Annotated in this window: 18 protein-coding genes and 1 CRISPR repeat array; of the genes, 10 read left to right on the forward strand and 8 right to left on the reverse strand. The window is 40.9% G+C overall.

The features are described 5' to 3' along the window. Nucleotides 1-13: 13 nt before the first annotated feature. The 3 genes from cas1 to BN1067_RS00595 are packed head-to-tail and all read left to right on the forward strand — an operon-like array spanning nt 14 to nt 2,261. Nucleotides 14-922, forward strand: a complete 909-nt coding sequence (gene cas1, locus BN1067_RS00585) for a type II CRISPR-associated endonuclease Cas1 (protein WP_053216998.1) — start codon at nt 14-16, stop codon at nt 920-922. 19 nt (nt 923-941) lie between these two features. Then, the gene (gene cas2, locus BN1067_RS00590; RefSeq protein ID WP_110943232.1) at nt 942-1,235 is read left to right on the forward strand and encodes a CRISPR-associated endonuclease Cas2; all 294 of its coding nucleotides are present in this window, start codon (nt 942-944) and stop codon (nt 1,233-1,235) included. A 12-nt stretch (nt 1,236-1,247) separates the two neighbouring features. After that, nucleotides 1,248-2,261 (forward strand): hypothetical protein, encoded by a 1,014-nt coding sequence (locus BN1067_RS00595; protein WP_053217000.1) that lies wholly within the window; start codon nt 1,248-1,250, stop codon nt 2,259-2,261. 16 nt (nt 2,262-2,277) lie between these two features. Beyond that, nucleotides 2,278-6,340: a CRISPR direct-repeat array (repeat unit 36 nt; unit sequence GTTTTAGTACTCTGTGTTTTTAGGTAGTAATGAGAC). 217 nt (nt 6,341-6,557) lie between these two features. On the opposite strand, the gene BN1067_RS00600 is transcribed toward BN1067_RS00595, so the two are convergent. From BN1067_RS00600 to BN1067_RS00610, 3 genes are all read right to left on the reverse strand, one after another. Further along, nucleotides 6,558-7,778 carry an MFS transporter gene (locus tag BN1067_RS00600; protein ID WP_053217001.1) on the reverse strand — a complete coding sequence of 407 codons (1,221 nt, stop codon included), beginning with the start codon at nt 7,776-7,778 and terminating at the stop codon, nt 6,558-6,560. 14 nt (nt 7,779-7,792) lie between these two features. Continuing rightward, nucleotides 7,793-8,221, reverse strand: a complete 429-nt coding sequence (locus BN1067_RS00605) for a MarR family winged helix-turn-helix transcriptional regulator (RefSeq protein WP_407701338.1) — start codon at nt 8,219-8,221, stop codon at nt 7,793-7,795. Nucleotides 8,222-8,393: 172 nt separating this feature from the next. Continuing rightward, a complete protein-coding gene (locus tag BN1067_RS00610) occupies nt 8,394-8,840 on the reverse strand; it encodes a hypothetical protein (RefSeq protein WP_053217002.1) in 447 nt (148 codons plus the stop codon). A 169-nt stretch (nt 8,841-9,009) separates the two neighbouring features. Here BN1067_RS00610 and BN1067_RS00615 point away from each other — a divergent pair, with 169 nt between their 5' ends. Continuing rightward, nucleotides 9,010-9,648 carry a hypothetical protein gene (locus BN1067_RS00615; protein ID WP_053217003.1) on the forward strand — a complete coding sequence of 213 codons (639 nt, stop codon included), beginning with the start codon at nt 9,010-9,012 and terminating at the stop codon, nt 9,646-9,648. A 133-nt stretch (nt 9,649-9,781) separates the two neighbouring features. Here BN1067_RS00615 and BN1067_RS00620 read toward each other — a convergent pair whose 3' ends face one another. The 3 genes from BN1067_RS00620 to BN1067_RS00635 form a co-directional block, all read right to left on the reverse strand. Then, complete coding sequence (locus tag BN1067_RS00620) at nt 9,782-10,186, reverse strand: NUDIX hydrolase (RefSeq protein WP_053217004.1); 405 nt, start codon at nt 10,184-10,186, stop codon at nt 9,782-9,784. Nucleotides 10,187-10,626: 440 nt separating this feature from the next. Continuing rightward, nucleotides 10,627-11,139: an HXXEE domain-containing protein gene (locus tag BN1067_RS00630; RefSeq protein WP_267893591.1), complete on the reverse strand. Its 513-nt coding sequence runs from the start codon at nt 11,137-11,139 to the stop codon at nt 10,627-10,629. Nucleotides 11,140-11,357: 218 nt separating this feature from the next. Beyond that, a complete protein-coding gene (locus BN1067_RS00635) occupies nt 11,358-11,639 on the reverse strand; it encodes a hypothetical protein (protein WP_053217053.1) in 282 nt (93 codons plus the stop codon). 513 nt (nt 11,640-12,152) lie between these two features. Here BN1067_RS00635 and htpG point away from each other — a divergent pair. The 5 genes from htpG to BN1067_RS00660 all read left to right on the forward strand — a co-directional run bounded on the left by htpG (nt 12,153) and on the right by BN1067_RS00660 (nt 20,213). Then, entirely contained in the window at nt 12,153-14,030 is a 1,878-nt protein-coding gene (gene htpG / locus BN1067_RS00640; RefSeq protein WP_053217006.1) for a molecular chaperone HtpG, read from the forward strand. Nucleotides 14,031-14,217: 187 nt separating this feature from the next. After that, nucleotides 14,218-16,023 carry a sigma-54-dependent Fis family transcriptional regulator gene (locus BN1067_RS00645; RefSeq protein WP_053217007.1) on the forward strand — a complete coding sequence of 602 codons (1,806 nt, stop codon included), beginning with the start codon at nt 14,218-14,220 and terminating at the stop codon, nt 16,021-16,023. 142 nt (nt 16,024-16,165) lie between these two features. After that, nucleotides 16,166-17,362 carry an iron-containing alcohol dehydrogenase gene (locus tag BN1067_RS00650; protein ID WP_053217008.1) on the forward strand — a complete coding sequence of 399 codons (1,197 nt, stop codon included), beginning with the start codon at nt 16,166-16,168 and terminating at the stop codon, nt 17,360-17,362. Nucleotides 17,363-17,382: 20 nt separating this feature from the next. Further along, entirely contained in the window at nt 17,383-18,732 is a 1,350-nt protein-coding gene (locus tag BN1067_RS00655) for a GntP family permease (protein WP_053217009.1), read from the forward strand. Between the two features lie 20 nt (nt 18,733-18,752). Beyond that, nucleotides 18,753-20,213, forward strand: coding sequence for a CoA-acylating methylmalonate-semialdehyde dehydrogenase (locus BN1067_RS00660; protein ID WP_053217010.1), 1,461 nt, complete (start codon nt 18,753-18,755; stop codon nt 20,211-20,213). A gap of 112 nt (nt 20,214-20,325) precedes the next feature. Here BN1067_RS00660 and rpoN read toward each other — a convergent pair whose 3' ends face one another. Both rpoN and BN1067_RS00670 read right to left on the reverse strand, forming a co-directional pair. Continuing rightward, nucleotides 20,326-21,276, reverse strand: a complete 951-nt coding sequence (rpoN, locus tag BN1067_RS00665) for an RNA polymerase factor sigma-54 (RefSeq protein WP_199868435.1) — start codon at nt 21,274-21,276, stop codon at nt 20,326-20,328. Nucleotides 21,277-21,302: 26 nt separating this feature from the next. Next, the gene (locus BN1067_RS00670) at nt 21,303-21,623 is read right to left on the reverse strand and encodes an RNA polymerase factor sigma-54 (RefSeq protein WP_053217012.1); all 321 of its coding nucleotides are present in this window, start codon (nt 21,621-21,623) and stop codon (nt 21,303-21,305) included. A 373-nt stretch (nt 21,624-21,996) separates the two neighbouring features. Between BN1067_RS00670 and BN1067_RS00675 the strand changes: the two genes are divergently transcribed. Then, entirely contained in the window at nt 21,997-22,869 is an 873-nt protein-coding gene (locus tag BN1067_RS00675; protein WP_053217013.1) for a YitT family protein, read from the forward strand. Nucleotides 22,870-23,127 lie beyond the last annotated feature (258 nt).

Genomic DNA, 23,127 nt, shown 5'->3' on the forward strand with positions numbered 1-23,127 from the left:
GGGGGGTGAGAAATTGGGGTGGCGGATCATTCACATTACAAATGTTGATCAGTTATCGTTACAATTGGATAATTTGAAGGTAAGGAAATCGGACGATGAATTAAAAATTCCTTTACAGGATATTTTCGCGATAGTCATTGAAGATCTCACATGTAAGCTGACGAGTCGTCTCATGATCGAACTATCGAAGCATAACATTTTGGTATTGCTTTGTAATCAGCAATATTTGCCTGAGTGTGTAATCCAGCCTGTTACTGGTCATGCTCTTCAATATCGCCAAATGGTAAAGCAACTGAATTGGTCGGAAGAAGACAAGCATACACTATGGCAGCACATCATCAAGGAAAAAGTCAAAAATCAAGCTGAAGTAATGCATCGCAACCATGTTGAAAAGCACAGAGTCAACAAGTTACTTGAATTAGCCGGCCGTGTCGAGCAAAGTGATAAAAGCAACATAGAGGGGCAGGCAGCACGTATTTATTTCAATAGTTTTTTCGACGAGAATTATTCAAGAAGCAACCAAAACTATATCGAAAATGCGGCGCTTAACTATGGTTATGCGATTGCCCACTCGGCAATCGCACGTACTATAGTGGCCAAAGGGCTTATTTCCGGATTAGGAATAAATCATAAAGGGGAAAGAAATCCGCATAATTTGGCTTCTGACATAATAGAGCCTTTTCGTCAGATTATCGATTACTTCGTGATAAAGCACCCACCTGAAGGGTATTTGACTAAAAATTATCGTATACAATTAATCAACCTTCTGCACGCCAAGATATTGATTAATGGTAAAATGCAAACCTTTATTCGGGCAATTGAAATTACAATCGACTCTTTCCTGGAATTTTTTGAGACTGGCAAACCAGAAAAAATCAAGTTACCCACATTAGAAAAAATAGCGCTATATGAGCAGTCTTAGATTCGTGAGGGTTATGATTATGTTTGATTTGCCAGTAGAAACAAAAAAACAAAGAAGGACCTATTCAAAATTCCGGAAAGAGTTAATAAAGCATGGTTTTTTAATGATGCAATATTCCATCTATATTAAATCCTGTTTAAATAAAGAAGCTGCTGAAGGTACAATCCATCTAGTGAGACGCTTCCTACCCCGAGACGGTCATGTGCGTTCCATTATTATTACAGAAAAGCAATTTGAAAAAATGAAAATCCTGGTGGGTGAGGAAGATAAGAATATGGAAATACTGGGGGAAAATAGAACAATTGAATTTTAAGGTGGTGTATGATTGGATTTGCGATTATTGGTTCGGAAAGATGCTGAAGATTACGAGTTGAATGTAGGTAAATACAGTTCTTTGTTTGTCAACTACACAACAAATGAGCGAGCGCTTATACAACCTGTTATCGATTTCTTTCAACCACGGAGTAAAATGAAAAATGAGATAAGCGTGTCTGATATTGTGAATGAGTATGAGGAAATAGCTAGTTCTCGGTTTCGTGCCATTACGTTTACAAACGACTTATTACTAGAAGAAACAAAACTTGGCTCCAAGACCTTATTGAAAGGCCAAGTAAAACAAAGTTTGCTAAATAATGTAGAAGCAGATGGTTATATAAATAGCATTAATGTGTTAATTGAAGATCTTGTTGAGCAATCCATTTCAGAGTTGCCAGTCAGGCCGCGTTTATTGACATATGACTCCCTGATTAAACTTTTAGAAATTGATCTTGGTTCTGATATGCTAGGTGAAACAAATCACTTCATGCATCAGAACAAGTTATTGTTGCCGATTTTAAATAAATACTTAATCAACAACTTAAATCAGCCTGGGATTGTCTTTTTCTTTTACCCAGAAACATATCTTAGTCCAAAAGAACAAACAGAAATGCATCAATTACTGCAAATCTTTAGTGAAACTATCCCTGTATTTGTAATCACTAAATCGAAACAGTTTTTAAGTGATAGGTTATCAGGATTGAACTATTTCATTCATAATCACCAAATATTCAGTAAAGAATTTATTGAAGAATTGGAATGGAATAGTCCTGTTAACTATGATTATAATGATTTGGAAAAAAGGGTAGTAACATTATTTCAGCGTTTTGCCGATCTGTTGGAATTAAATCCGACTATTTCTAACTATACAGATGCGGATGTCGTATTGTTTACATCAATCGACCTATATGTATTCGTATCTTTGTTATTTAAAATGAAATTTGAATTTGAACTGAATTTAGATGAATCTCGGATAAATGCTCCCGTTTATAAGTATATTATAGATATTTATGAAAAGATTTGATATGTTTTCATTAGAGGTTTTAGTACTCTGTGTTTTTAGGTAGTAATGAGACACGAGGTATGTATAACCTGTACCATTATATGTTTTAGTACTCTGTGTTTTTAGGTAGTAATGAGACCATCGCTTACGGGCTGTCAACGAAACTACGGTTTTAGTACTCTGTGTTTTTAGGTAGTAATGAGACAGGTTATCGCTTTAGACGGCGAGGAGTACCGTTTTAGTACTCTGTGTTTTTAGGTAGTAATGAGACGGAGCAAGGGCATTGATCTTCAGGAAGCTAGTTTTAGTACTCTGTGTTTTTAGGTAGTAATGAGACTAGTAGAAGCACAAATCAATATTGTAATGGGTTTTAGTACTCTGTGTTTTTAGGTAGTAATGAGACAATGGCCGGATGCGACACATGGTGACCCTAGTTTTAGTACTCTGTGTTTTTAGGTAGTAATGAGACGTTTTGGCGTTACATTCTTTTCCGCCATAAGTTTTAGTACTCTGTGTTTTTAGGTAGTAATGAGACAACACACCACGGCTACATACAGCGATCTGGGTTTTAGTACTCTGTGTTTTTAGGTAGTAATGAGACATCCATGTTTGATGAACCTTGCTTCTGTCTGTTTTAGTACTCTGTGTTTTTAGGTAGTAATGAGACACGCACCATTGTATAAATTGCTTTATCTCCGTTTTAGTACTCTGTGTTTTTAGGTAGTAATGAGACGTCAGCCGTGCGTCTAGTTCATTTAATGGTGTTTTAGTACTCTGTGTTTTTAGGTAGTAATGAGACATATAAACCGGGACAGCAACGGATTACCAAGTTTTAGTACTCTGTGTTTTTAGGTAGTAATGAGACTTCGTTGCGAAGAATCCGTCGAAAAAGTCTGTTTTAGTACTCTGTGTTTTTAGGTAGTAATGAGACCCGCCTGTAATTCGGCGAGCACCTCGGCATGTTTTAGTACTCTGTGTTTTTAGGTAGTAATGAGACTCATGAAACCTTGAAAGAGATTGCCAGGTTGTTTTAGTACTCTGTGTTTTTAGGTAGTAATGAGACGTAAAATGGAGCAAGTGAAGCCAGTATTACGTTTTAGTACTCTGTGTTTTTAGGTAGTAATGAGACCTTGTGATAAGTTGTTTAACTTACTTCCGCGTTTTAGTACTCTGTGTTTTTAGGTAGTAATGAGACAGACATGGACACTGGGGATAGGAGGTCGAGGTTTTAGTACTCTGTGTTTTTAGGTAGTAATGAGACGTTCAAAGAAAGAAGCTGAAGCAAAGATAAGTTTTAGTACTCTGTGTTTTTAGGTAGTAATGAGACAACAAGTCGAATATGACGGCGGAACAGCCAGTTTTAGTACTCTGTGTTTTTAGGTAGTAATGAGACTGACTTGCTTCATATCTTCGCCACTATAATGTTTTAGTACTCTGTGTTTTTAGGTAGTAATGAGACCAGAAACAAGATAATCAGTTTGAACAGTTTGTTTTAGTACTCTGTGTTTTTAGGTAGTAATGAGACGTCAACGCCGGTAGTTTCCGTATCTACTGCGTTTTAGTACTCTGTGTTTTTAGGTAGTAATGAGACTCTATTTCTCCTTCAATACCGTCAAATTCAGTTTTAGTACTCTGTGTTTTTAGGTAGTAATGAGACTAAAAGTGCTGCCATTGTGTCTGGGTTTCCGTTTTAGTACTCTGTGTTTTTAGGTAGTAATGAGACCAAGTCGTCGCTCAAGATCTTGTGTATTCTGTTTTAGTACTCTGTGTTTTTAGGTAGTAATGAGACTGAAATCATTATTTTAACTGTGGACGCCGGGTTTTAGTACTCTGTGTTTTTAGGTAGTAATGAGACGCCCTCTACGCCCACGACCGCATCTTCGATGTTTTAGTACTCTGTGTTTTTAGGTAGTAATGAGACACGAAGCTGTTGTTAGTGCAACATTCTCCAGTTTTAGTACTCTGTGTTTTTAGGTAGTAATGAGACGGATATGGAGCAGCAAGTTCTCGGTCATCAGTTTTAGTACTCTGTGTTTTTAGGTAGTAATGAGACCCATCGCCCTTGATCGCGACGCACTGGCGGGTTTTAGTACTCTGTGTTTTTAGGTAGTAATGAGACTCATAGACGAATTAGAAGACCGCGTGCTTGGTTTTAGTACTCTGTGTTTTTAGGTAGTAATGAGACACGAACCGTTAAAGGAAATGTTCGAAGGTATGTTTTAGTACTCTGTGTTTTTAGGTAGTAATGAGACACCGTAGGGGAGATTTAATTGTCCCTTTGAGTTTTAGTACTCTGTGTTTTTAGGTAGTAATGAGACCATTAACGGAATATGGAACGTTGAGCAGCGTTTTAGTACTCTGTGTTTTTAGGTAGTAATGAGACCAAAGACTCCTACATAAAGCGGAGTTTTGAGTTTTAGTACTCTGTGTTTTTAGGTAGTAATGAGACCGTGCTATCGAAACTAGGTCGGCAGATTATGTTTTAGTACTCTGTGTTTTTAGGTAGTAATGAGACAAGCGGAGGCGGTTGAATGCCATTACCGGAGTTTTAGTACTCTGTGTTTTTAGGTAGTAATGAGACAAATATTGCTATTCGGTTATGCATTCGATGGTTTTAGTACTCTGTGTTTTTAGGTAGTAATGAGACTATTGTTAGCACACAATCCCTCCTATCTTCGTTTTAGTACTCTGTGTTTTTAGGTAGTAATGAGACAATGATTGCGATTGTTTTTCCATCGCGCCCGTTTTAGTACTCTGTGTTTTTAGGTAGTAATGAGACGTGACGGTGTGAGTTGGAATGGACAATGGTGTTTTAGTACTCTGTGTTTTTAGGTAGTAATGAGACGTTATTTGCCATTGTTGGTTTCCTCCTCTAGTTTTAGTACTCTGTGTTTTTAGGTAGTAATGAGACCTCCAGGGGTACCGATGATTTTGGAGTTCAGTTTTAGTACTCTGTGTTTTTAGGTAGTAATGAGACTGAAGGTGACGGACACAAACGGGGTGCCTAGTTTTAGTACTCTGTGTTTTTAGGTAGTAATGAGACATCACCTCGATGTTTTGCGTAACAGTGGCGGTTTTAGTACTCTGTGTTTTTAGGTAGTAATGAGACCATGGCGCCGGTTTCCTTGTCCTTCGCTAGTGTTTTAGTACTCTGTGTTTTTAGGTAGTAATGAGACTAAAGCAAGACAATTAATCAAACAAGCAGGGTTTTAGTACTCTGTGTTTTTAGGTAGTAATGAGACTTCAAAAGGAATGGCACAACCACCGCAATAGTTTTAGTACTCTGTGTTTTTAGGTAGTAATGAGACGCTAAACGGCCCTCTCCACACAATTACCACGTTTTAGTACTCTGTGTTTTTAGGTAGTAATGAGACGCCTGAAAGGAGGTAAAACATGAAGGACTTGTTTTAGTACTCTGTGTTTTTAGGTAGTAATGAGACGTCGAGCTGGTAAAGCGTACAGTAACCATCGTTTTAGTACTCTGTGTTTTTAGGTAGTAATGAGACGACTGACAAAGCTCGAAAAGGAAATCAGCCGTTTTAGTACTCTGTGTTTTTAGGTAGTAATGAGACCCCCCTAATGTGATGATCGCTCCCGCCGTCGTTTTAGTACTCTGTGTTTTTAGGTAGTAATGAGACGCTAATTGCTGGCTGGTAGGTTCGTAGTTTGTTTTAGTACTCTGTGTTTTTAGGTAGTAATGAGACCACATGGCCTGTTTGCAAAGTATCTGCCAGGTTTTAGTACTCTGTGTTTTTAGGTAGTAATGAGACGACAAGTTATAGGATAACGAGAAGGAACAAGTTTTAGTACTCTGTGTTTTTAGGTAGTAATGAGACTGAAATCGGGATATGACGCCGTTGAACGTAGTTTTAGTACTCTGTGTTTTTAGGTAGTAATGAGACTAAATCCAAAAGTTGAGAATGTGACGACTGGTTTTAGTACTCTGTGTTTTTAGGTAGTAATGAGACCCGAATACAAACCTCCGATAGCGTCAGACGGTTTTAGTACTCTGTGTTTTTAGGTAGTAATGAGACTTAATCAGCATGCTGTTCGAGCATTGGCCCGTTTTAGTACTCTGTGTTTTTAGGTAGTAATGAGACTAAATCCAAAAGTTGAGAATGTGACGACTGGTTTTAGTACTCTGTGTTTCAATAGTAATAAGACAAATTTGGTAGTTATTCGCAAAAAAAGATAAAATTTTAATTCATATTGAAGCTAGTAGCAGTTTAATTTATGGGACTATTATGTGAAAAAAAGCCTGATTTATTGGAAATCAGGCTTTTCTGGTTATAAGTCAAAGCGAATTAAAACTTATTTTTAATTCGCTTTCCTGCCCGGCTCCGCAGAAGCAATATTCGCTAAAACCGAACCATCCTTTTTGCCGTGCATGAAATAATAAATTACTGTCGTGACGATTACCAACAATCCCATCAAAATATACAGGTTGCGGTATCCGGATAACGGGATGATCAAGCCGAGAACATACGGCCCGAAACCGAGACCTGCATCAAGGGCGATATAGTAAGTGGATGTGGCCAATCCGATACGGTGTGTCGGAGTTACTTTTACTGCGATTGCTTGGGTCGTCGATTGCATGTTACCAAAGCCAAGCCCGATCAGAACACCGGCCAATAACAGGACAAAGCTGTTTCCCGCTGTGCTGAGGAGAAACAATCCTGCTGCGAATAAAACAAATGTCGGGTACATCACCCAGTTGGCGCCTTTTACATCCATCAATCGTCCAGTGAAAGGACGGGAAATAAGAATGGCCACGGCATACACCACAAAAAACAGGCTGGCTACTTGTACCAGGTCAATTTCAATAGCATAGAAATTGATAAAAGACAGTACGCTAGAGTAGCCAAGCGATAATAAAAGCACAACCAATGCGATCGGCAACGCTTTTGGTTCGATAAAATGCGATAACTTGAATCCTGGTTTTTCAGCCGTTTGCACCGGCTTTTTCACTACCGGCACACGCACAAACAGGGCGATCAGGAAGCTGATAATGCCTAATGCCAGGCAAAACGCGAATATCGATTGGTAGCTTGTATGTTCACTCATATACAGGCCGATGAAAGGGCCGATTGCTGTAGCAAGGGTGATACTCATGCTGTAAAAACCGATTCCCTCGCCTTTCCGTTCTTCTGGTATGACTTCTGCGACGATTGTGCCAGTTGCGGTACTCGCCATTCCCAGCGCAATTCCGTGTAATAAACGTGTGATTAACAAAAAGGTGATGCCGGAATTAATAAAGTATAAGGCAGATGTCAAAATGAAAAAGATCAGCCCGGCATATAACATCTTTTTGTTTCCTATTTTGGTGATCATCCGTCCGAGAAACAGTCGTCCGATCAGTGTTCCGATAATAAATACGCCTGTCACCAGGCCTGCCTGACTTTCTGATACACCAAATTGTTCGACTGCATACACAGCCATGGTGACCAATAATAAATAAAAGACTAAATATAAGAAAAAGTTAGCTGAGGATACAATGGTAAAATCTTTGGTCCATAATTTTGCTTTTGATTGATTCACAAATTTCTATCTCCTTACTTCAATATGTTGTTTCGAATTTGCTCCATGATGCGGATGGTCTCCTGTTGTTCTTCTTCGGAAATGCCATCTAAGATTTCCTGTTCAAATTGATCAATGGTTACACGGACATCCTCATAAACAGTGGTACCAAGCTCTGTTAGCTGCATGGGCTTTTCGCGCTTGTCTTTGCCGGCAACCTGTTCGACATACCCGGCTTCCTCCAGGCGTGCAATGGTTCTCGTTACGGTTGGTTTCTCGACGCCTTGATAGTGGGAGATATCGACAGCGGTTGAAGCGCCATGGTTGTATAAGTAGTACAAAATTGTCCATTGGGAGCGATGCAGCTGATGTTTGTTTAGCTGCACGTTCAATTGGTTCTCAAACGGGCGGTATAACAAAATCAGTTGATGAAAGAACTTTTGGGCAGATTTTATGGGAAACACCCCTCTTTTAAATGGTTATCAAAGGTAACAATTACTCAAGGTAACTATATTAGATTACCAAAAGTGACAGCAGCTGTCCAGTCGTGAAGGGAGGGATAGGAGGCGAGAAAGACTTAGATAAAAAGAAAAGGGAGAAGAATACTCTGTTCTTCTCAGTCAATGGAAAGGAAGGCTAATTGATTTTTTTGGTTTCGTTGGCAGACTCCGAGAATATTAATCCGCCAAGACTTATGAGAAGCTTATCCATTGCTTGATTTCGTATAGTAAAGAGTGCCTTGTCATTATAACCAATTTCCATGGCAGATTTTTCGATTGACCAATTGTTAAAATAACGGTATTTGATGAATTCCTGTTCAATTGGGGATAACTCCGCTAGAGCCCGCTCTATCGATGCCAATAACACTTCCAATTCCGCTAGTTCATTTGCCAGTTTTTCTTGATGATCCATAGAAAATGCAATCCTTTTCCCCTCCGATGTTTTTCGTTGGGCCAAAAGACGCTCCATTTGGTTTTTTATGTTAATCGCTGCCACTTTATAGTTGTTGTAATTCTTCAGATGCTTTTCAATCCGTTTGATCATTCTCTTTCTTTCTTGCTTGTCCAAATCTACAAAAAACATGTACATTTCCCCTTTCACATAAATAGTAATTTTTTCCTCCTTATAGTAGTAAAGAAAAAGGCTCCCTAATTTTGTAAACTATTCTTCAGATTTTCTTTGTACATTCTTGGATAGGAAAGGGGGGAAGTATGTTAGACTTTAAGGGGAACGACGGGGAAGGGGATAGATAATGAAGAATAGAATTATTTTTTTGATTGTTATGTTAGCGGTTACTTTGTTTTCCTTAGAAGCTTGTTCAAAAAATAGTGATAGTTCATCAACTGCCGATGTACCAACGGAGGCAGAAAGTAAGCCGAATTCTTCGGGAATATCCGCCGATTCAGACAGCAAGAAACAAGAAGAAGCGAGAGATGAACAGGAGCCCGAGACCGAAAAAAGTCCACACACAGATAATGCCCCAAAAGCGGATCGTGAGTCAGAGTCAGACGCTGAAACTCCAAATGAACAAACTCTTGCTCATACGGATGAGTCTGATAGTAATCGAGAAGCCTTTGATGTAGGGGAATATTTAAATGAAAATTACCCAATCGAAAACACCCATTACACAACAGAAACCTGGGAAAATGAAGAAACCGGAGAAACAGAATATATGGTTAAAATACTACCCGATACCAAAGAAAGTGATGAAGAGATCACGGGAGCCCTTAAAAATGGAGAGACCGATGAAAGAATTGATAAGATGATGAATCTGGCTGAAAAAATCATGGATGATTTGACCGAGAAAACTAACAACATTCATGTTGATTCTGTTAATTATGTATCCTACGACGGGGACTATGGTTTAACGTTGATTCAGGACTATAGGTAATGAAGGATCAAGGACACAAAGAGTATTATGTCCTTGTTTTTTCTTTTAGAGGACTTTCTTAAACTAAAGGAGGCCTTAGTTGAACAAAAATATTTTATAATATCAGAAGTGAAAGAAAGGTCCCCGTTACTTCTTATTTTAGATGATCTATTAAAAAGTCTCTGTCTTCAGGAAAACTTAAATGAAGTTTTTTTAATTCGTTTAGGTTTTTCCAAGCAACATCATAGATTAAATGATCAGGGTCTTGAATTGTCATTTCACCATCAACAATGTTCACTAAGAAATAGTGAACTTCAAAAGAAGTATTGATTTCCTCATAAATACCTTTCTTGACCTTTATTTCGTCAACTACTTCCGCAACATATCCTGTTTCCTCGTTAATCTCCCTGATACAACATTCTTCAAATGTTTCATTTTTTTCTAGTCCACCCGATGGTACAGTCCAAGTTTTGTCCTCTTCTGGTTTTCCTTGCAATACCATTAGCAGTTCTCCGTTTTCATTTACACATATACCCGACGAACCGAACCATTTTTGCATTCAACAAGCACGCTCCTTTTGTGTATTTTGGGTTACCTTTCACTGATTAAATAAACTCAATAACAAAGGGGGCCATCCTTTCGAAAAAAGCATCTATAATTTAAGATTGATTTTCTGAATTTTTTCTGTGATTCTTATTCTCTGCGTAATAATTCCATAAATGATAGATAAGCCAAAATGTAATGATTGCTAAAAGAGGATAATAAGCCTTGAAACCATTTGGAATAAAGGGAAATAGTATTATAACTGTTATTAGAAATGGGGGCATAAAAATCCAATAACGTTTATTCTTAAGGTATTTAATAACATCACCCCTTCTCAATACTTAATCGAAATGTCTCTACAAAAGTTCTGTTCTTTCGTTTTTCGTCCTTGCTTTGTAAGTGAAAAGGATTCCTGGTGCTCATGCATCTGAAAGGGCATGAAATGATTAAAGATAATTAATTCCACTTCTCTCCAATTTTATGACTGACTAGGAATAACGGGATAAGAAAGACCATAAATGCTATTGCATAAAAAATTGAATCCAAGGTTAAGAGATCAGTGTTGTGGAAGCGATAGAAAAACAAACTATAATAGGGGATAATCAGTAATAGGGATGTCAAGACTCCAGGAGTGTAGCCCCTTAAGTACAAAGCTTGTAATGGGTGGGTAAAGATGTTTAAGGCAAAAAGTAAGTTTATCCCTAAAAACATATAATAATGTTGTGTGATTATAGCTATCACAATCAATGTACAGACAAAAACAGAAAACACAAGTACTACGACAGCAAACTGTACGGACGTAATACTTTTATAGCGATTAAGCTCTTTTTGTATAGACGAAGGAATATGATAACGAACACGAGGATACGTATTTTGGAACCACTTTTCAACCGTTATGATTTCTTCCAAATTATGAAGCATAAATATGATTAGGAATGATAGAATCCATATATGTATATCCACTCTCATCCCCTCCCATCATGATATATATATATCAACTCATGTTACTCTCATCTGCTCCGTTAGCTTAATAACTTCTTCAAAAAAGGAAATATTTATCAATCGGGCGGATTGATAAAAAGTCATAAGCCTATTTTCTCGTTGGAAAGGAAGAGGGATTAGGCTTTAAATAAATAATTTTACGATCCGAAAATCTGTTCAACTCACTTTTTTTGAAGATAGCTATTTTATGAAGTACTTTCCTCTTTCTTGCTATAGATTTCATAAGCGAGATACCCAAGAAAAAAGCCAACTCCAGCACCTAAACCAACATTCATATTAAAAATCACACTGATAAGACAACCTAAAATCATTCCCAATGGTATTAAACTATCTAATAAGGTTTGAGCACTTTTTGTTTTTTTCTTGCCAAGAGTTCCGTTGTTATATTTATGTTTTAGCCTTAAAACTACAAATAACCCGATCGCTCCGACTATTACAATAGGTGCTAAAATCTTCATAATTCCCATTACAACATCCATCTTTGTACCTCCTTCCATCATTTTTTATCTGATTTAAATTTAACATAATTCATTCAACAACCTGGCCCAATGATGGGACATAAGCAAAGAGATTTATTTGCCCCGTGCATCCAATGAAGAGAACCCAAATTTTATTTCTTTTATTTTTATAGTACCCGGCGCCTAAAACAGCTAAAAAAATAACAAATAGCGCCACCATTATACTCATATCCATACTTTCGCTCCCCCGAGAGTATTTACTTGATAAGAATTACGTTACAAACAAAAGAATGTTTCAATAAACTTCTTCAAAACAACAGAGAATATCATCGCCGAAAAAATTCGCTGGATAGACGGAATTGCCAGTGTTAATGATGTCGAATGCAGACATTTATTCATGAGATATTGACACCATTTAGGAGATGTGATATTTATTTGTTAGGTGTTAGCACTCTTAGACGCCGAGTGCTAATCGTGCAATTCTAATAACATCCAATACATTAGAAAAAGGGGTTGTGACACATGGGAAAAAGAAAATTCAAGGCCGAGTCCAAACGGTTACTGGATTTGATGATTAATTCGATTTACTCGCAGCGGGAAGTTTTTTTGCGGGAGTTGATTTCCAATGCTAGCGATGCCATCGATAAAATCTACTACAAAGCGCTCACCGATGAAAATTTGACCTTTAACCAAAGCGATTACTACATAAAAATTGAACCGGATAAGGATGCGCGTACCTTAACGATTACGGATACAGGAATCGGCATGACCCAGGACGAGCTGGAAAAAAACCTTGGCACTATCGCAAAAAGCGGTTCGTTGAACTTTAAAAACGAAAATGAAGTAAAAGATGGCCATGATATCATCGGCCAGTTCGGAGTAGGTTTTTATGCGGCGTTCATGGTTGCGGATGTGGTGACCGTTACAAGTAAAGCGCTTGGCAGCGATGAAGCATTCAAATGGGAGTCCAAAGGCTCGGATGGTTATACCATTGAACCTGTTGAAAAAGAGTCGACTGGTACGGTCATTACCCTGAAGCTGAAAGAGAATACAGAAGATGAAAACTATGATGAGTATTTGGAAGAATCTCGCTTAAAGGGAATTGTCAAAAAGTACTCGGACTTCATCCGCTATCCGATTAAAATGGATGTGACGAAGAGCAAAAAAGAAGATGACGGCGATGAGTATGTCGAATATAAAGAAGAAGAAACCATCAACAGCATGGTTCCAATCTGGAAAAAGAACAAAAATGAATTGAGCGACGAAGATTACGAGAATTTCTACCGTGAAAAACGTTATGGATTTGACAAGCCGCTTAAACACATCCATTTGAGTGTGGACGGTACGATTCGTTACAACGCGATGCTCTTTATTCCGGAGAGCCGTCCGTTTGATTACTATACACAAGAGTATGAAAAAGGGCTGGAGCTGTATTCCAACGGCGTCCTGATCATGGAAAAGTGTGCCGATTTAATTCCGGATCATTTCAGCTTCGTCAAAGGGCTGGTGGATTCTGAAGATCTTTCCCTGAACATTTCACGGGAAATGCTTCAGCATGACAGACAATTGAAGCTGATCGCCAAAAACATCAACAAGAAGATAAAGTCCCAGCTTCTCAGCCTGCAAAAGGACGACCGGGAGCAGTATGAGAAATTTTATAACGCCTTCGGCAGACAGATTAAATTTGGGGTTTATAACGAATTCGGCGCCAATAAAGAGGTGCTGAAAGACTTGCTTCTGTTCTATTCTTCGAAAGAGAAGAAGCTGGTCACATTGGCTGAATATGTTTCAAGAATGCCGGAGGATCAAAAGTATATTTACTATGCAACGGGTGAATCGATCGACCGCATCGACAAGCTGCCGCAAACAGAGCTTGTGGCCGATAAAGGATACGAAATCCTTTATTTCACAGAAGAAATCGACGAATTCGCCATCCGCATGCTGGCAACATATGAGGAAAAAGAGTTCAAATCTGTTTCCAGCAATGATTTAGGATTAGAGGATGAGGAAGAGAAGACAGAAGTCGATGAGAAAGAACATCAGGAGCTGTTCGATTATATGAAGGAACAGCTGAACGGAAAAATCAAACAAGTACGGGTGTCGAAACGCCTGAAGACTCACCCGGTCTGCTTGACGGCAGATGGCGAAATCTCCATCGAAATGGAAAAAGTCATCAACGCCATGCCGGACAATCAGCATATTTCTGCTGATAAAGTGCTGGAAATCAATCCGACTCACGAGGTTTTCGGCATTTTGAAGGATGCTTTCGACAACGATAAGGAAAAACTGAACCTTTATACAAACATTTTGTATAACCAAGCCCTGTTAATCGAAGGACTGCCTGTCGAGGATCCGGTTGAGTTCTCGAACAACATGTGCAAGGTAATGGTGACGGCTTAATTAATTGTGTGGTTAAAAAGTGAACATGGAAAGAAGTGAAACTGTGAAGTGAGAGTCATTCGGATTCTTGCTTCGCAGTTTTTTCTATTTACAACATAATTTTAATAAAGCTCATTTCAAAAAATCCTCGCTTTATTGTATAGTGATGTTAATGTAAGGGTTTTCTTTTTCGGTGAGGAGGAAAAGAATGATACAGGATTTTGTCGGAGACGTAAGCGTTGATATAAAAGAACAGGAATGGTTGAAAGTCGAGAGGTGGATGTCGAAATCGCCTTTATATATTACGTCCGAGCGATCTGTAAAAGAAGCGGGTGAACGGATGCTCGAGCATCAAGTGGATTGTTTGCCTGTGGTGGATGAGCAAGGACATCCGATTGGTGCCATGACACTGCATGAAGTTTTTCGGCTTATGACGGAAGGCAATGCTGAACAACCGCTTTTCCCAAACCATATGATCGAACAGCCGGTTATTCATTCTAATGACAGCCTGTTGGAAATAGGCTCACGCCCGTGCGGCTGCTTTTCCGTTGTAAATGATAAAGGGGAACTTGTCGGAACGTTATCGCGGCAGGAAATGGAAAAAGCGTTTCGCCATCATATTGAATCATGGAACCAAAAAAGGCATGCATCCGAAGCATTGTCGGTGATTTTAGAAACAGCGTATGAAGGAATAGCAGTGGTTGATGAACATGCCACTATCCTCGAATTTAATGAAGCATACAGCCGATTTACCGGCATTCCGCGGGAAGATGCCATAGGTAAGCACGTACAAGAAGTGATTGATAATACGAACCTGCATAATACGGTCAAAACAGGAATGACGGAACGCGGAGTGATCCAGTATATCAATGGAGAAGCAATGATCGTTCACCGCATCCCGATTTGGAGAGAAGACCGTGTTGTCGGCGCCATTGGCATGCTGATTTTTGAAGGGGTAGGGGAGGTATATCGCATTTATGAAAAACTGCAGAGGAACGTGCCGGAGCCAAAGTCGGAAAAGACTGGAATCGCAGCACCTCGCCAGGACGATAAGCTGATGTCATTAGATCAGATTATCGGGAAAAGCGCTAGCATCTCTATTATCAAACAATTAGTGCGCAGGGTATCCAAAACCGATGCTACCATTTTGATTGCCGGTGAAAGCGGGACAGGGAAAGAGCTGTTTGCCCAAAGCATTCATCAGTTAAGCGGCCGGTCAACAGGGCCGTTTGTCAGCGTGAATTGCGGTGCGGTTCCCGATCAGTTATTTGAATCGGAGCTATTTGGCTATGAAGCAGGAGCTTTTACTGGAGCTAGCAGGGAAGGGAAGCCGGGAAAATTTGAGTTGGCCCAAAATGGGACGTTGTTTTTGGATGAAATAGCGGAAATGCCTTTGCTTATGCAGACAAAATTGTTGCGGGTTCTGCAGGAAAAAGAGGCTGAACGAGTAGGCGGTACCAAAAAATACAACATAAATACGAGAATCATTGCCGCCACCAATCGGAATTTAAAGGATATGGTAGAAGCAGGTCAATTCCGCAAAGACCTTTATTACCGCATTCAAGTCATTGAATTAACCGTCCCTCCACTTAGAGAGCGGCCGGAAGATATTCCGTTATTGCTCTCTCATTATATGAAAGAAATTTGCCAAAAGTATCGGCTTCCCTTGAAAACAATGACAAAAGACGCGATGGCGGCACTATCTCATCGGCGATGGGAAGGAAATGTGAGAGAATTAATCAACGTACTGGAGAAGCTGCTTATTTTAGTAGAGGGGGACAGCATTGACGTGAAACACCTCTCTCTTCTAGGAGAAGATCAGGTCAATGTCCCGACAACATCCCAAGGGAAAGGCCCGGACGGGTTGACGGAAAATGTGAAGGAACAGGAAAAACAATTAATAGAAAAAGTGTTGAAAGAATCCGGAGGAAACAAAACCAAAGCAGCCGATAAGCTGGGAATACACCGGACAACCTTGTATCAAAAAATAAAAAAATATCAATTAGACGTTTAGTGTAGTGTTTTCACTACAACAATACAGATAAAGTGTAGTGTTAAAACTACACTTTATTTTTTCATCCCCTTTTATGACGGTTTTTAAACTTGGCATGATTTTTGCATGTATAAGGATGAAGACATGAAGGGGGTGCAAGTAATTGGAAAACTATGCAGGTTTTCAAATGCCGCAAACTATAAATTATGGAAGAGGTGCTTTTGAAAAACTAGGCAAGGAAGCAGCAAGAAGCGGAACAAAGGCGCTGATTATAAGTGACAAGGTAATGGATGGTCTTGGCTATGTGAGAGAAGGACAGGAAAACCTGTCGATCGAACACGTAGAATCGGTTGTATACCTTGGTGTGGAATCAGAACCGACAGATTCCTATGTAGAGGAAGCTTTAACATTGTTTAAGGCGGAGTATTGCGATATCGTAATTTCTATCGGTGGCGGAAGCTGTATAGATACCGCAAAAGCCGTTGCCGTATTAGCAACAAATGAAGGATATATTGGCGAATACATGGGCAATAGAAAAGTCGCTGACTGTGCACCGATTGCCCATATTGCAGTTCCGACAACTGCGGGGACTGGTTCAGAGGCCACAGATGTAACCGTTATCACGAATACCTCCAATGACGTGAAGATGATGATTAAACAACCAGCATTCATGCCGGCGGCAGCGATCGTGGATCCGCTTCTGACGTTATCGTCGCCTGCACACGTAACGGCGGCAACAGGAGTAGACGCTCTAAGTCACGCGATAGAAGCATTCCTGTCGAAACGGTCCCATCCGATGACAGATATGATAGCCAAGAATGCAATGAAATTAATCATGGAAAATATCCGGACGGCTTATTCACACCCGGATAATCTTGATGCGCGAGAAGCGATGTCGATAGGGGCGCTTCAGGGAGGAATTGCCTTTACCAATTCTTCGGTATGCTTAGTGCATGGGATGTCCCGCCCGATTGGCGCGCTGTTCCATGTGCCGCATGGATACTCGAATGCCATGCTTTTGCCTGCTGTTTTAGAATTCAGCCAAAAGTATGCATTGAAGCGGTTAGCCGTTGTGGGAAGAATCTTCTCTCCGGAAGCGGCGAAGCTATCGGACAACGAGGCGGCTGAGTTGGCTGTATTGTCTGTGAAAAAATTATGCGGGGATTTATCGATTCCGAATTTAAAAGACTGGGGGCTAAACGAACAAGAATTTGAAACCGCTATCAGCAAAATGGCGGATGACGCTTTAGCGAGCGGTAGCCCGGCGAATAACCCAAGAGTTCCGACGAAGCAGGAAATAGAAGCGTTATATCACGTTTGTTTTGATTATGACTTTTCTTCTGTAAGTAAAGTCAGGTAAGGGGATATGGAGGGGAGAAGATGGAGTTTTTAGGGATGTTTGGTTTGATAATCTCACTGGTTCTCCTGATTTATTTAACGATGAAAGGCATCAACATCATCGTAGGAGCCATTTTAAGTTCTATTCTGATTGCGCTTACCGGCGGTTTGAACTTAGAAACCGCTATGTTGGATAATTATATGACCGGTTTTACGGATTACTTTTCTTCCTGGTTTTTGGTTTTTTTGCTTGGGGCGATATTTGGAAAGGTAATGCAGGAAACTAAATCGGCAGAAAGCATAGCGCAATGGATCAAGAAGACATTGGGGGAAAAGAGGGCGGTGTTCGCGGTAGTTGCAGCGGCAGCCATCATGACCTACGGTGGTGTCAGTCTGTTCGTTGTAGGTTTTGCTGTTTATCCGATTGCGGTATCGCTTTTCCGGGCAGCTAACCTGCCGCACCGTTTTATTCCTGCCGCTCTTGTATTCGGATCTATTTCTTTTACGATGACGGCGCCTGGTTCCCCTGAAATTCAAAACATCATTCCAACCGAGCACTTTGGGACTACACCAACAGCTGGTGGATTTATCGGATTGTTCAGTGCTCTTCTGGTTATGGTAGCCGGTGGCCTATGGCTTGGCCGAATGGTGAAAAAAGCATCCGATAATGGGGAAACGTTTAGTTTACCAAACAGAAGCAGTTCACAGGCAGCAGAAGAAACGGCTGCAGCGTTGCTTCAAGAGGAAGTAGAAGCAGGACCGGAAAAGAAAGCTTTGCCGCACATTGTGGTTGCAGTGTTGCCGCTAGTAGTGGTTATTGGCTTGTTAAACATATTGGGGCAGTTCATGAATCCGACAGTGTCCTTGCTGATTGCCTTGACAACGGGTATTTTCCTGACTTGTACAATGATGTATAAGTATTTGAGTGAATTTTGGGGTTCTCTTTCAGAAGGAACGCAAAATGCGTTGGTCGCCCTCGCGAATACTTGTGCAGTGGTCGGATTTGGCAGTGTGGCAGCCCAAGTAGCCGCCTTTGGCAATCTCGTAGATGCATTGGTAAACATGCCTGGACCGCCATTGATCGGTTTAGCGATTGGCGTAACGGTAGTTTGCGGTATAACGGGATCGGCCTCCGGTGGACTTGGAATCGCCTTGCCGATTCTTGCTCCGATCTACATGTCCCAAGGACTGGATCCCGGAGCTATGCACAGGGTCTCCGCGTTGGCATCTGGCGGGATTGACTCTCTTCCGCACAATGGATATGTGGTGACCACCGTGCGGGCTATCTGTGGTGAGTCGCACAGACGAGCCTACAAACCTATTTTTATGGTCAGTGTGATCGTACCACTGATTGTCATGTTTATGGCAGCAATACTATTTTCTATTTTTTAAGATCATGAGGAGGAATTTAGATGACACAAGTAAAACAAAAAGTACTGAAAAATTACATTGGCGGCGAATGGGTAGAAGCTAAAACCAATCAAACAGAGACGGTTTACAATCCGGCAACAGGGGAAGCGTTAGCGGAAGTGCCCCTTTCCTCCAAAGAAGATGTGGACTACGCTGTCCAGGTGGCTGGAGAAGCCTTTCAATCATGGAAAGAGGTGCCGGTACCAAAACGGGCCCGTATCCTGTTCAAATACCAGCAATTACTGGTCGATCATTGGGATGAACTTGCAGAAATCGTCACAAAAGAAAATGGGAAAAATCTCGCGGAAGCAAAAGGAGAAGTACAGCGTGGGATTGAAAATGTAGAATTTGCCGCTGGAGCGCCTTCCCTAATGATGGGACAGCAGCTACCTTCGATTGCGAATGGACTCGAATCGGGTGTTTACCGCTATCCAATCGGTGTCATCGGCGGTATCACTCCATTCAACTTTCCAATGATGGTCCCGGCCTGGATGTTCCCGATGGCAATTGTAACGGGCAACACATTTATCCTTAAACCGTCGGAGCGGACTCCTTTGCTTGCTATTCGGTTGGCAGAATTACTGGAAGAGGCTGGCTTGCCGAAAGGAGTCTTCAATATCGTCCATGGGGCGCACGACGTGGTAAATGGACTATTGGACCACAAAGGAATCGCGGCTATTTCTTTTGTCGGTTCCCAGCCGGTCGCGGAATACGTGTACAAACGAGGAACAGAAAACCTTAAACGCGTACAAGCGTTAGCCGGGGCGAAAAACCATTCCATTGTGCTGGGTGATGCCAATCTGGATAATGCGACGACGCAAATCATGAATGCGGCGTTCGGTTCTGCAGGAGAACGTTGTATGGCGGCATCCGTCGTTGCAGTGGAAGAATCGGTTGCAGATCGTTTTATTGAACAGCTGGTCACAAAGGCAAATGAAATCAAAATCGGAAATGGACTCGATGAAGGAGTGTTCCTCGGGCCGGTTATCCGGGATGCGCACAAGGAACGGACCTTGCAGTATATATCCACGGGAGTGGAAGAAGGAGCGACACTCGTCCGTGACGGCCGAAATGATGAGGATGCCCAAAGAGAAGGGTACTTTGTCGGACCTACCATCTTTGACCATGTCACTTCCGAAATGAAAATATGGCAGGACGAGATTTTTGCCCCGGTATTGTCGATTGTCCGGGTGAAAGACCTGGATGAAGCGATTGCCCTCACCAATCAATCAAGGTTTGCCAATGGCGCTTGTATTTTCACGAAAAGCGGGGGTAGTGTCCGCCAATTCAGGGAAACAATTGATGCAGGTATGCTCGGTGTCAATATCGGCGTTCCGGCACCAATGGCTTTCTTTCCGTTCTCAGGCTGGAAAGATTCGTTTTATGGGGATCTTCATGCAAACGGGAAAGATGGTCTGGCATTCTACACACGGCAAAAAGTAGTTACTTCACGTTGGGTGTAAAATGATAGATAAGGAAAGAGCTGTCAGCAAATTGACAGCTCTTTTTTCTTCGCATTTGGGGTTTCCGTAAAACTTATCCGACTTCCTGCATTTTCGATCGTTTTTCTTTCCCTTACCGGATGTTAGTCTTCCTTTTTCGTTTGCTCGTTGAAGGGATGAGGAGCTTTTCTCGATATTTTGCGACTGTCCGTCTCGAAATCATCACCCCTTCTTGATTTAAAATGGTGGTGATCATTTGATCAGACAGCGGCTTTATCGGATTTTCCCCATCGATCATTGTTTTTATTTTTTGCTGGATGGAATGGGCTGAAACATAATTGCCATCCTGTAGCGGAATCCCCGTACTGAAAAAATACTTCAATTCAAAGATGCCGAATGGCGTATGCGCGTATTTGTCATTGGTAGCCCTGCTTACGGTGGATTCGTGCACATCGCACCGGGATGCAATCTCTTTGATCGTCAGGGGTTGTAAGGTAGTGCCGTTTTCAAAAAAAGCCTGCTGTTTTTCCACGATGGCCTGCATGATTTTTTGCAGTGTGTACCGGCGTTGTTCCAAACTCTTGGAAAGCCAAGTAGCCTTTTTGTACTTATCCCGCAAGTACGTTTTCACCTCTGTGTCTCCGATTTGCAGCAGATCCGTAAAATCATTGGAAATACGGATCGTGGGCACCAGCCGATCATTCGTCTGCATGAAAAGTTGGCCATGTTCTACTTTTACATATAAATCTGGAATGATGGGAGAATTGCTGGTTTGACTATCAAACCTGGCACCGGGTTTCGGATCTAGAGATTTTATCATATCAACCAAGTCGGTTACCTCTTGTTCGGAGATATGTAGAGCTGCTGCGATTTCCGCCCACTTCTTTTCGGCTACAGCTTCTAAATAATCGGTAACTAGTATTCTGGCGTTTTTAGTATGTGGGTAATAGTATTCCAGCTGAAGTACCAGGCACTGTCTCAGATCTGTTGCCGCTACACCGGCAGGTTCCAATCCTTGCACTACGGAAAGCATTCGTTGCATGGTGTTTGAAGAGACTCCGATTCTATCAGCAGCTTCGTCCACATCCTCTTTGAAGTAACCGTTTTCATTCAATGAAAAATAATATAGTGGATAGCTTGTTCTTCTGCTTTTGAAAAGGAACGGAGAGACAACTGTTCAAGTAAATAGTCAGGCAACGTTTCTTGTTGACTGCCAATAAAATCAAAAGGGTTGTTCATTGGCTCTTTATAACGGTATTCTGCAAAGTCGACGGCAGGTTGTTCTATCTCTATCAGCGGGTTTTCCAGGGCTTCCTTTTGAATATAATCCGCTAAATCCGCAGCTGAATATCGCAAAATCGATATGGCTTGCTTCATTTCGGTAGTCATGGAAAGCTTTTGTGTTTGCTGTTGGGTAAGTTCAACGTGCATGGAAAGCCTCCTCCAGAGAATGCATCGTTTTCTTGCGGCTATTGCCGTTACGAAAATTATAGCATAAATCAGCCACCGGAAAATATCCGGTTTGTTTTCTATTTTACGACTGGGTTAGCCTAAAAGTGGAATATCAATCAAGGTACCTTGAGAAATTTGATTTATAGTGTAAGGATGAAGGGGGATGAAACGATGGTTAATAATAAAACTCCAAAAAGCACGTAAAAAAGAAACAAACTTTGACGAAATGCCTTCCCGAAAGGACAAAATGCGTGCAAAGTAAATCTTGAATACTTATCCTGGAAGAATCCTATTTTGAAAATTCGGTTAGACAGCTTTCAACAGGTAAACATGATAGAAACGAGGTATCAGCATGACTCCAATAAAAAATCAGAAACGCAATAAACTATTCATTCTAATAAGAGGATTAGCAGTGATCTTGGGGGGATTTATCGCAGCATATGGACTGGAAGCCGTATTGATTCCGAACAATGTTTCGGATGGGGGAGTTACCGGGCTCAGCATCGTCGGTTCACAGTTATCCGGCATGCCATTGGGAATCCTGATCGCCATATTCAATATCCCTTTCATTTGGCTGGGATACAAACAGATTGGGAAAAGCTTTGCCATCTTTTCGATAATCGGCATTGTATCCCTGGCAGTCGGTACCAGTCTCATGCATCATATACCGGCGATCATCGAGGGGGATACGCTGTTAATCACGGTCGTCGGCGGGATTATCATCGGGTTTGGAATGGGTCTCGCATTGCGTAACGGCGGCGCCCTGGATGGAATTGATATGCTGGCGGTGCTGCTGTCGCGAAAATTACCGTTTGGGACAAGTGATTTTATTTTATTCCTGAACCTGTTTGTCTTTATTTTCGTAGCGACCGTGTTCGGACTACAGGGAGCGATTTTATCTGCAATTGCTTACTTTATTGCTTCAAAAGTGATCCATATCGTCGAGGAAGGATTGAGTGGATCCAAGACATTCAAGATTATTACGACAGAGCCGAAAACAATGGTCGAAACGATACGGGATCGTCTGGGGAGGAGTGCCACGTACAAGGAAGCATATGGCGGTTACTCCCATGAAAAATTCATGGAAATCACCTGTGTCATCAACCGGCTGGAGGAGAGCAAGTTAAAGGAAATCATCCAGGAAATTGACGATACTGCCTTTGTCACCGTATATGACGTGGTGGAAGTGAAAGGCGGGAATTTCAGGAAGAGTGATATCCATTAAAGGGACAGAAAAATATTAAGTTGAGCAGGAAGAAAAAGTAATTTTTTACTAACAAGAGGTCTGTTTATGGGGGCCTCTTCTTTTTATGCTGAAAAAGACTATAACTTATTACTTTTCCTCTACGGAAAAAAATTATAGTAATTTTCTATCGGCTTTCGACAAATAGTTACAATTTTCTTGAACTTCGAATGTTAATATAGTAATGGAATTTAACTAAATTATTCAAGTAGGTGATACAAATGGACTAATATACAATTA

The organism is Virgibacillus senegalensis, from assembly GCF_000821245.2.
In the GTDB taxonomy this organism is placed as follows: Bacteria; Bacillota; Bacilli; order Bacillales; family Amphibacillaceae; genus Sediminibacillus; species Sediminibacillus senegalensis.

What these genes read in the sequence shown, in the direction of transcription:
- BN1067_RS00675 (WP_053217013.1), top strand. Translation starts at nt 21,997, where the DNA reads ATGACTCCAATAAAAAATCAGAAACGCAATAAACTATTCATTCTAATA.
- BN1067_RS00645 (WP_053217007.1), top strand. Translation starts at nt 14,218, where the DNA reads ATGATACAGGATTTTGTCGGAGACGTAAGCGTTGATATAAAAGAACAG.
- BN1067_RS00655 (WP_053217009.1), top strand. Translation starts at nt 17,383, where the DNA reads ATGGAGTTTTTAGGGATGTTTGGTTTGATAATCTCACTGGTTCTCCTG.
- BN1067_RS00630 (WP_267893591.1), bottom strand. Translation starts at nt 11,139, where the DNA reads ATGAGAGTGGATATACATATATGGATTCTATCATTCCTAATCATATTT.
- BN1067_RS00660 (WP_053217010.1), top strand. Translation starts at nt 18,753, where the DNA reads ATGACACAAGTAAAACAAAAAGTACTGAAAAATTACATTGGCGGCGAA.
- BN1067_RS00670 (WP_053217012.1), bottom strand. Translation starts at nt 21,623, where the DNA reads ATGCACGTTGAACTTACCCAACAGCAAACACAAAAGCTTTCCATGACT.
- cas2 (WP_110943232.1), top strand. Translation starts at nt 942, where the DNA reads ATGTTTGATTTGCCAGTAGAAACAAAAAAACAAAGAAGGACCTATTCA.
- BN1067_RS00615 (WP_053217003.1), top strand. Translation starts at nt 9,010, where the DNA reads ATGAAGAATAGAATTATTTTTTTGATTGTTATGTTAGCGGTTACTTTG.
- BN1067_RS00620 (WP_053217004.1), bottom strand. Translation starts at nt 10,186, where the DNA reads ATGCAAAAATGGTTCGGTTCGTCGGGTATATGTGTAAATGAAAACGGA.
- BN1067_RS00610 (WP_053217002.1), bottom strand. Translation starts at nt 8,840, where the DNA reads ATGTTTTTTGTAGATTTGGACAAGCAAGAAAGAAAGAGAATGATCAAA.
- BN1067_RS00635 (WP_053217053.1), bottom strand. Translation starts at nt 11,639, where the DNA reads ATGGGAATTATGAAGATTTTAGCACCTATTGTAATAGTCGGAGCGATC.
- htpG (WP_053217006.1), top strand. Translation starts at nt 12,153, where the DNA reads ATGGGAAAAAGAAAATTCAAGGCCGAGTCCAAACGGTTACTGGATTTG.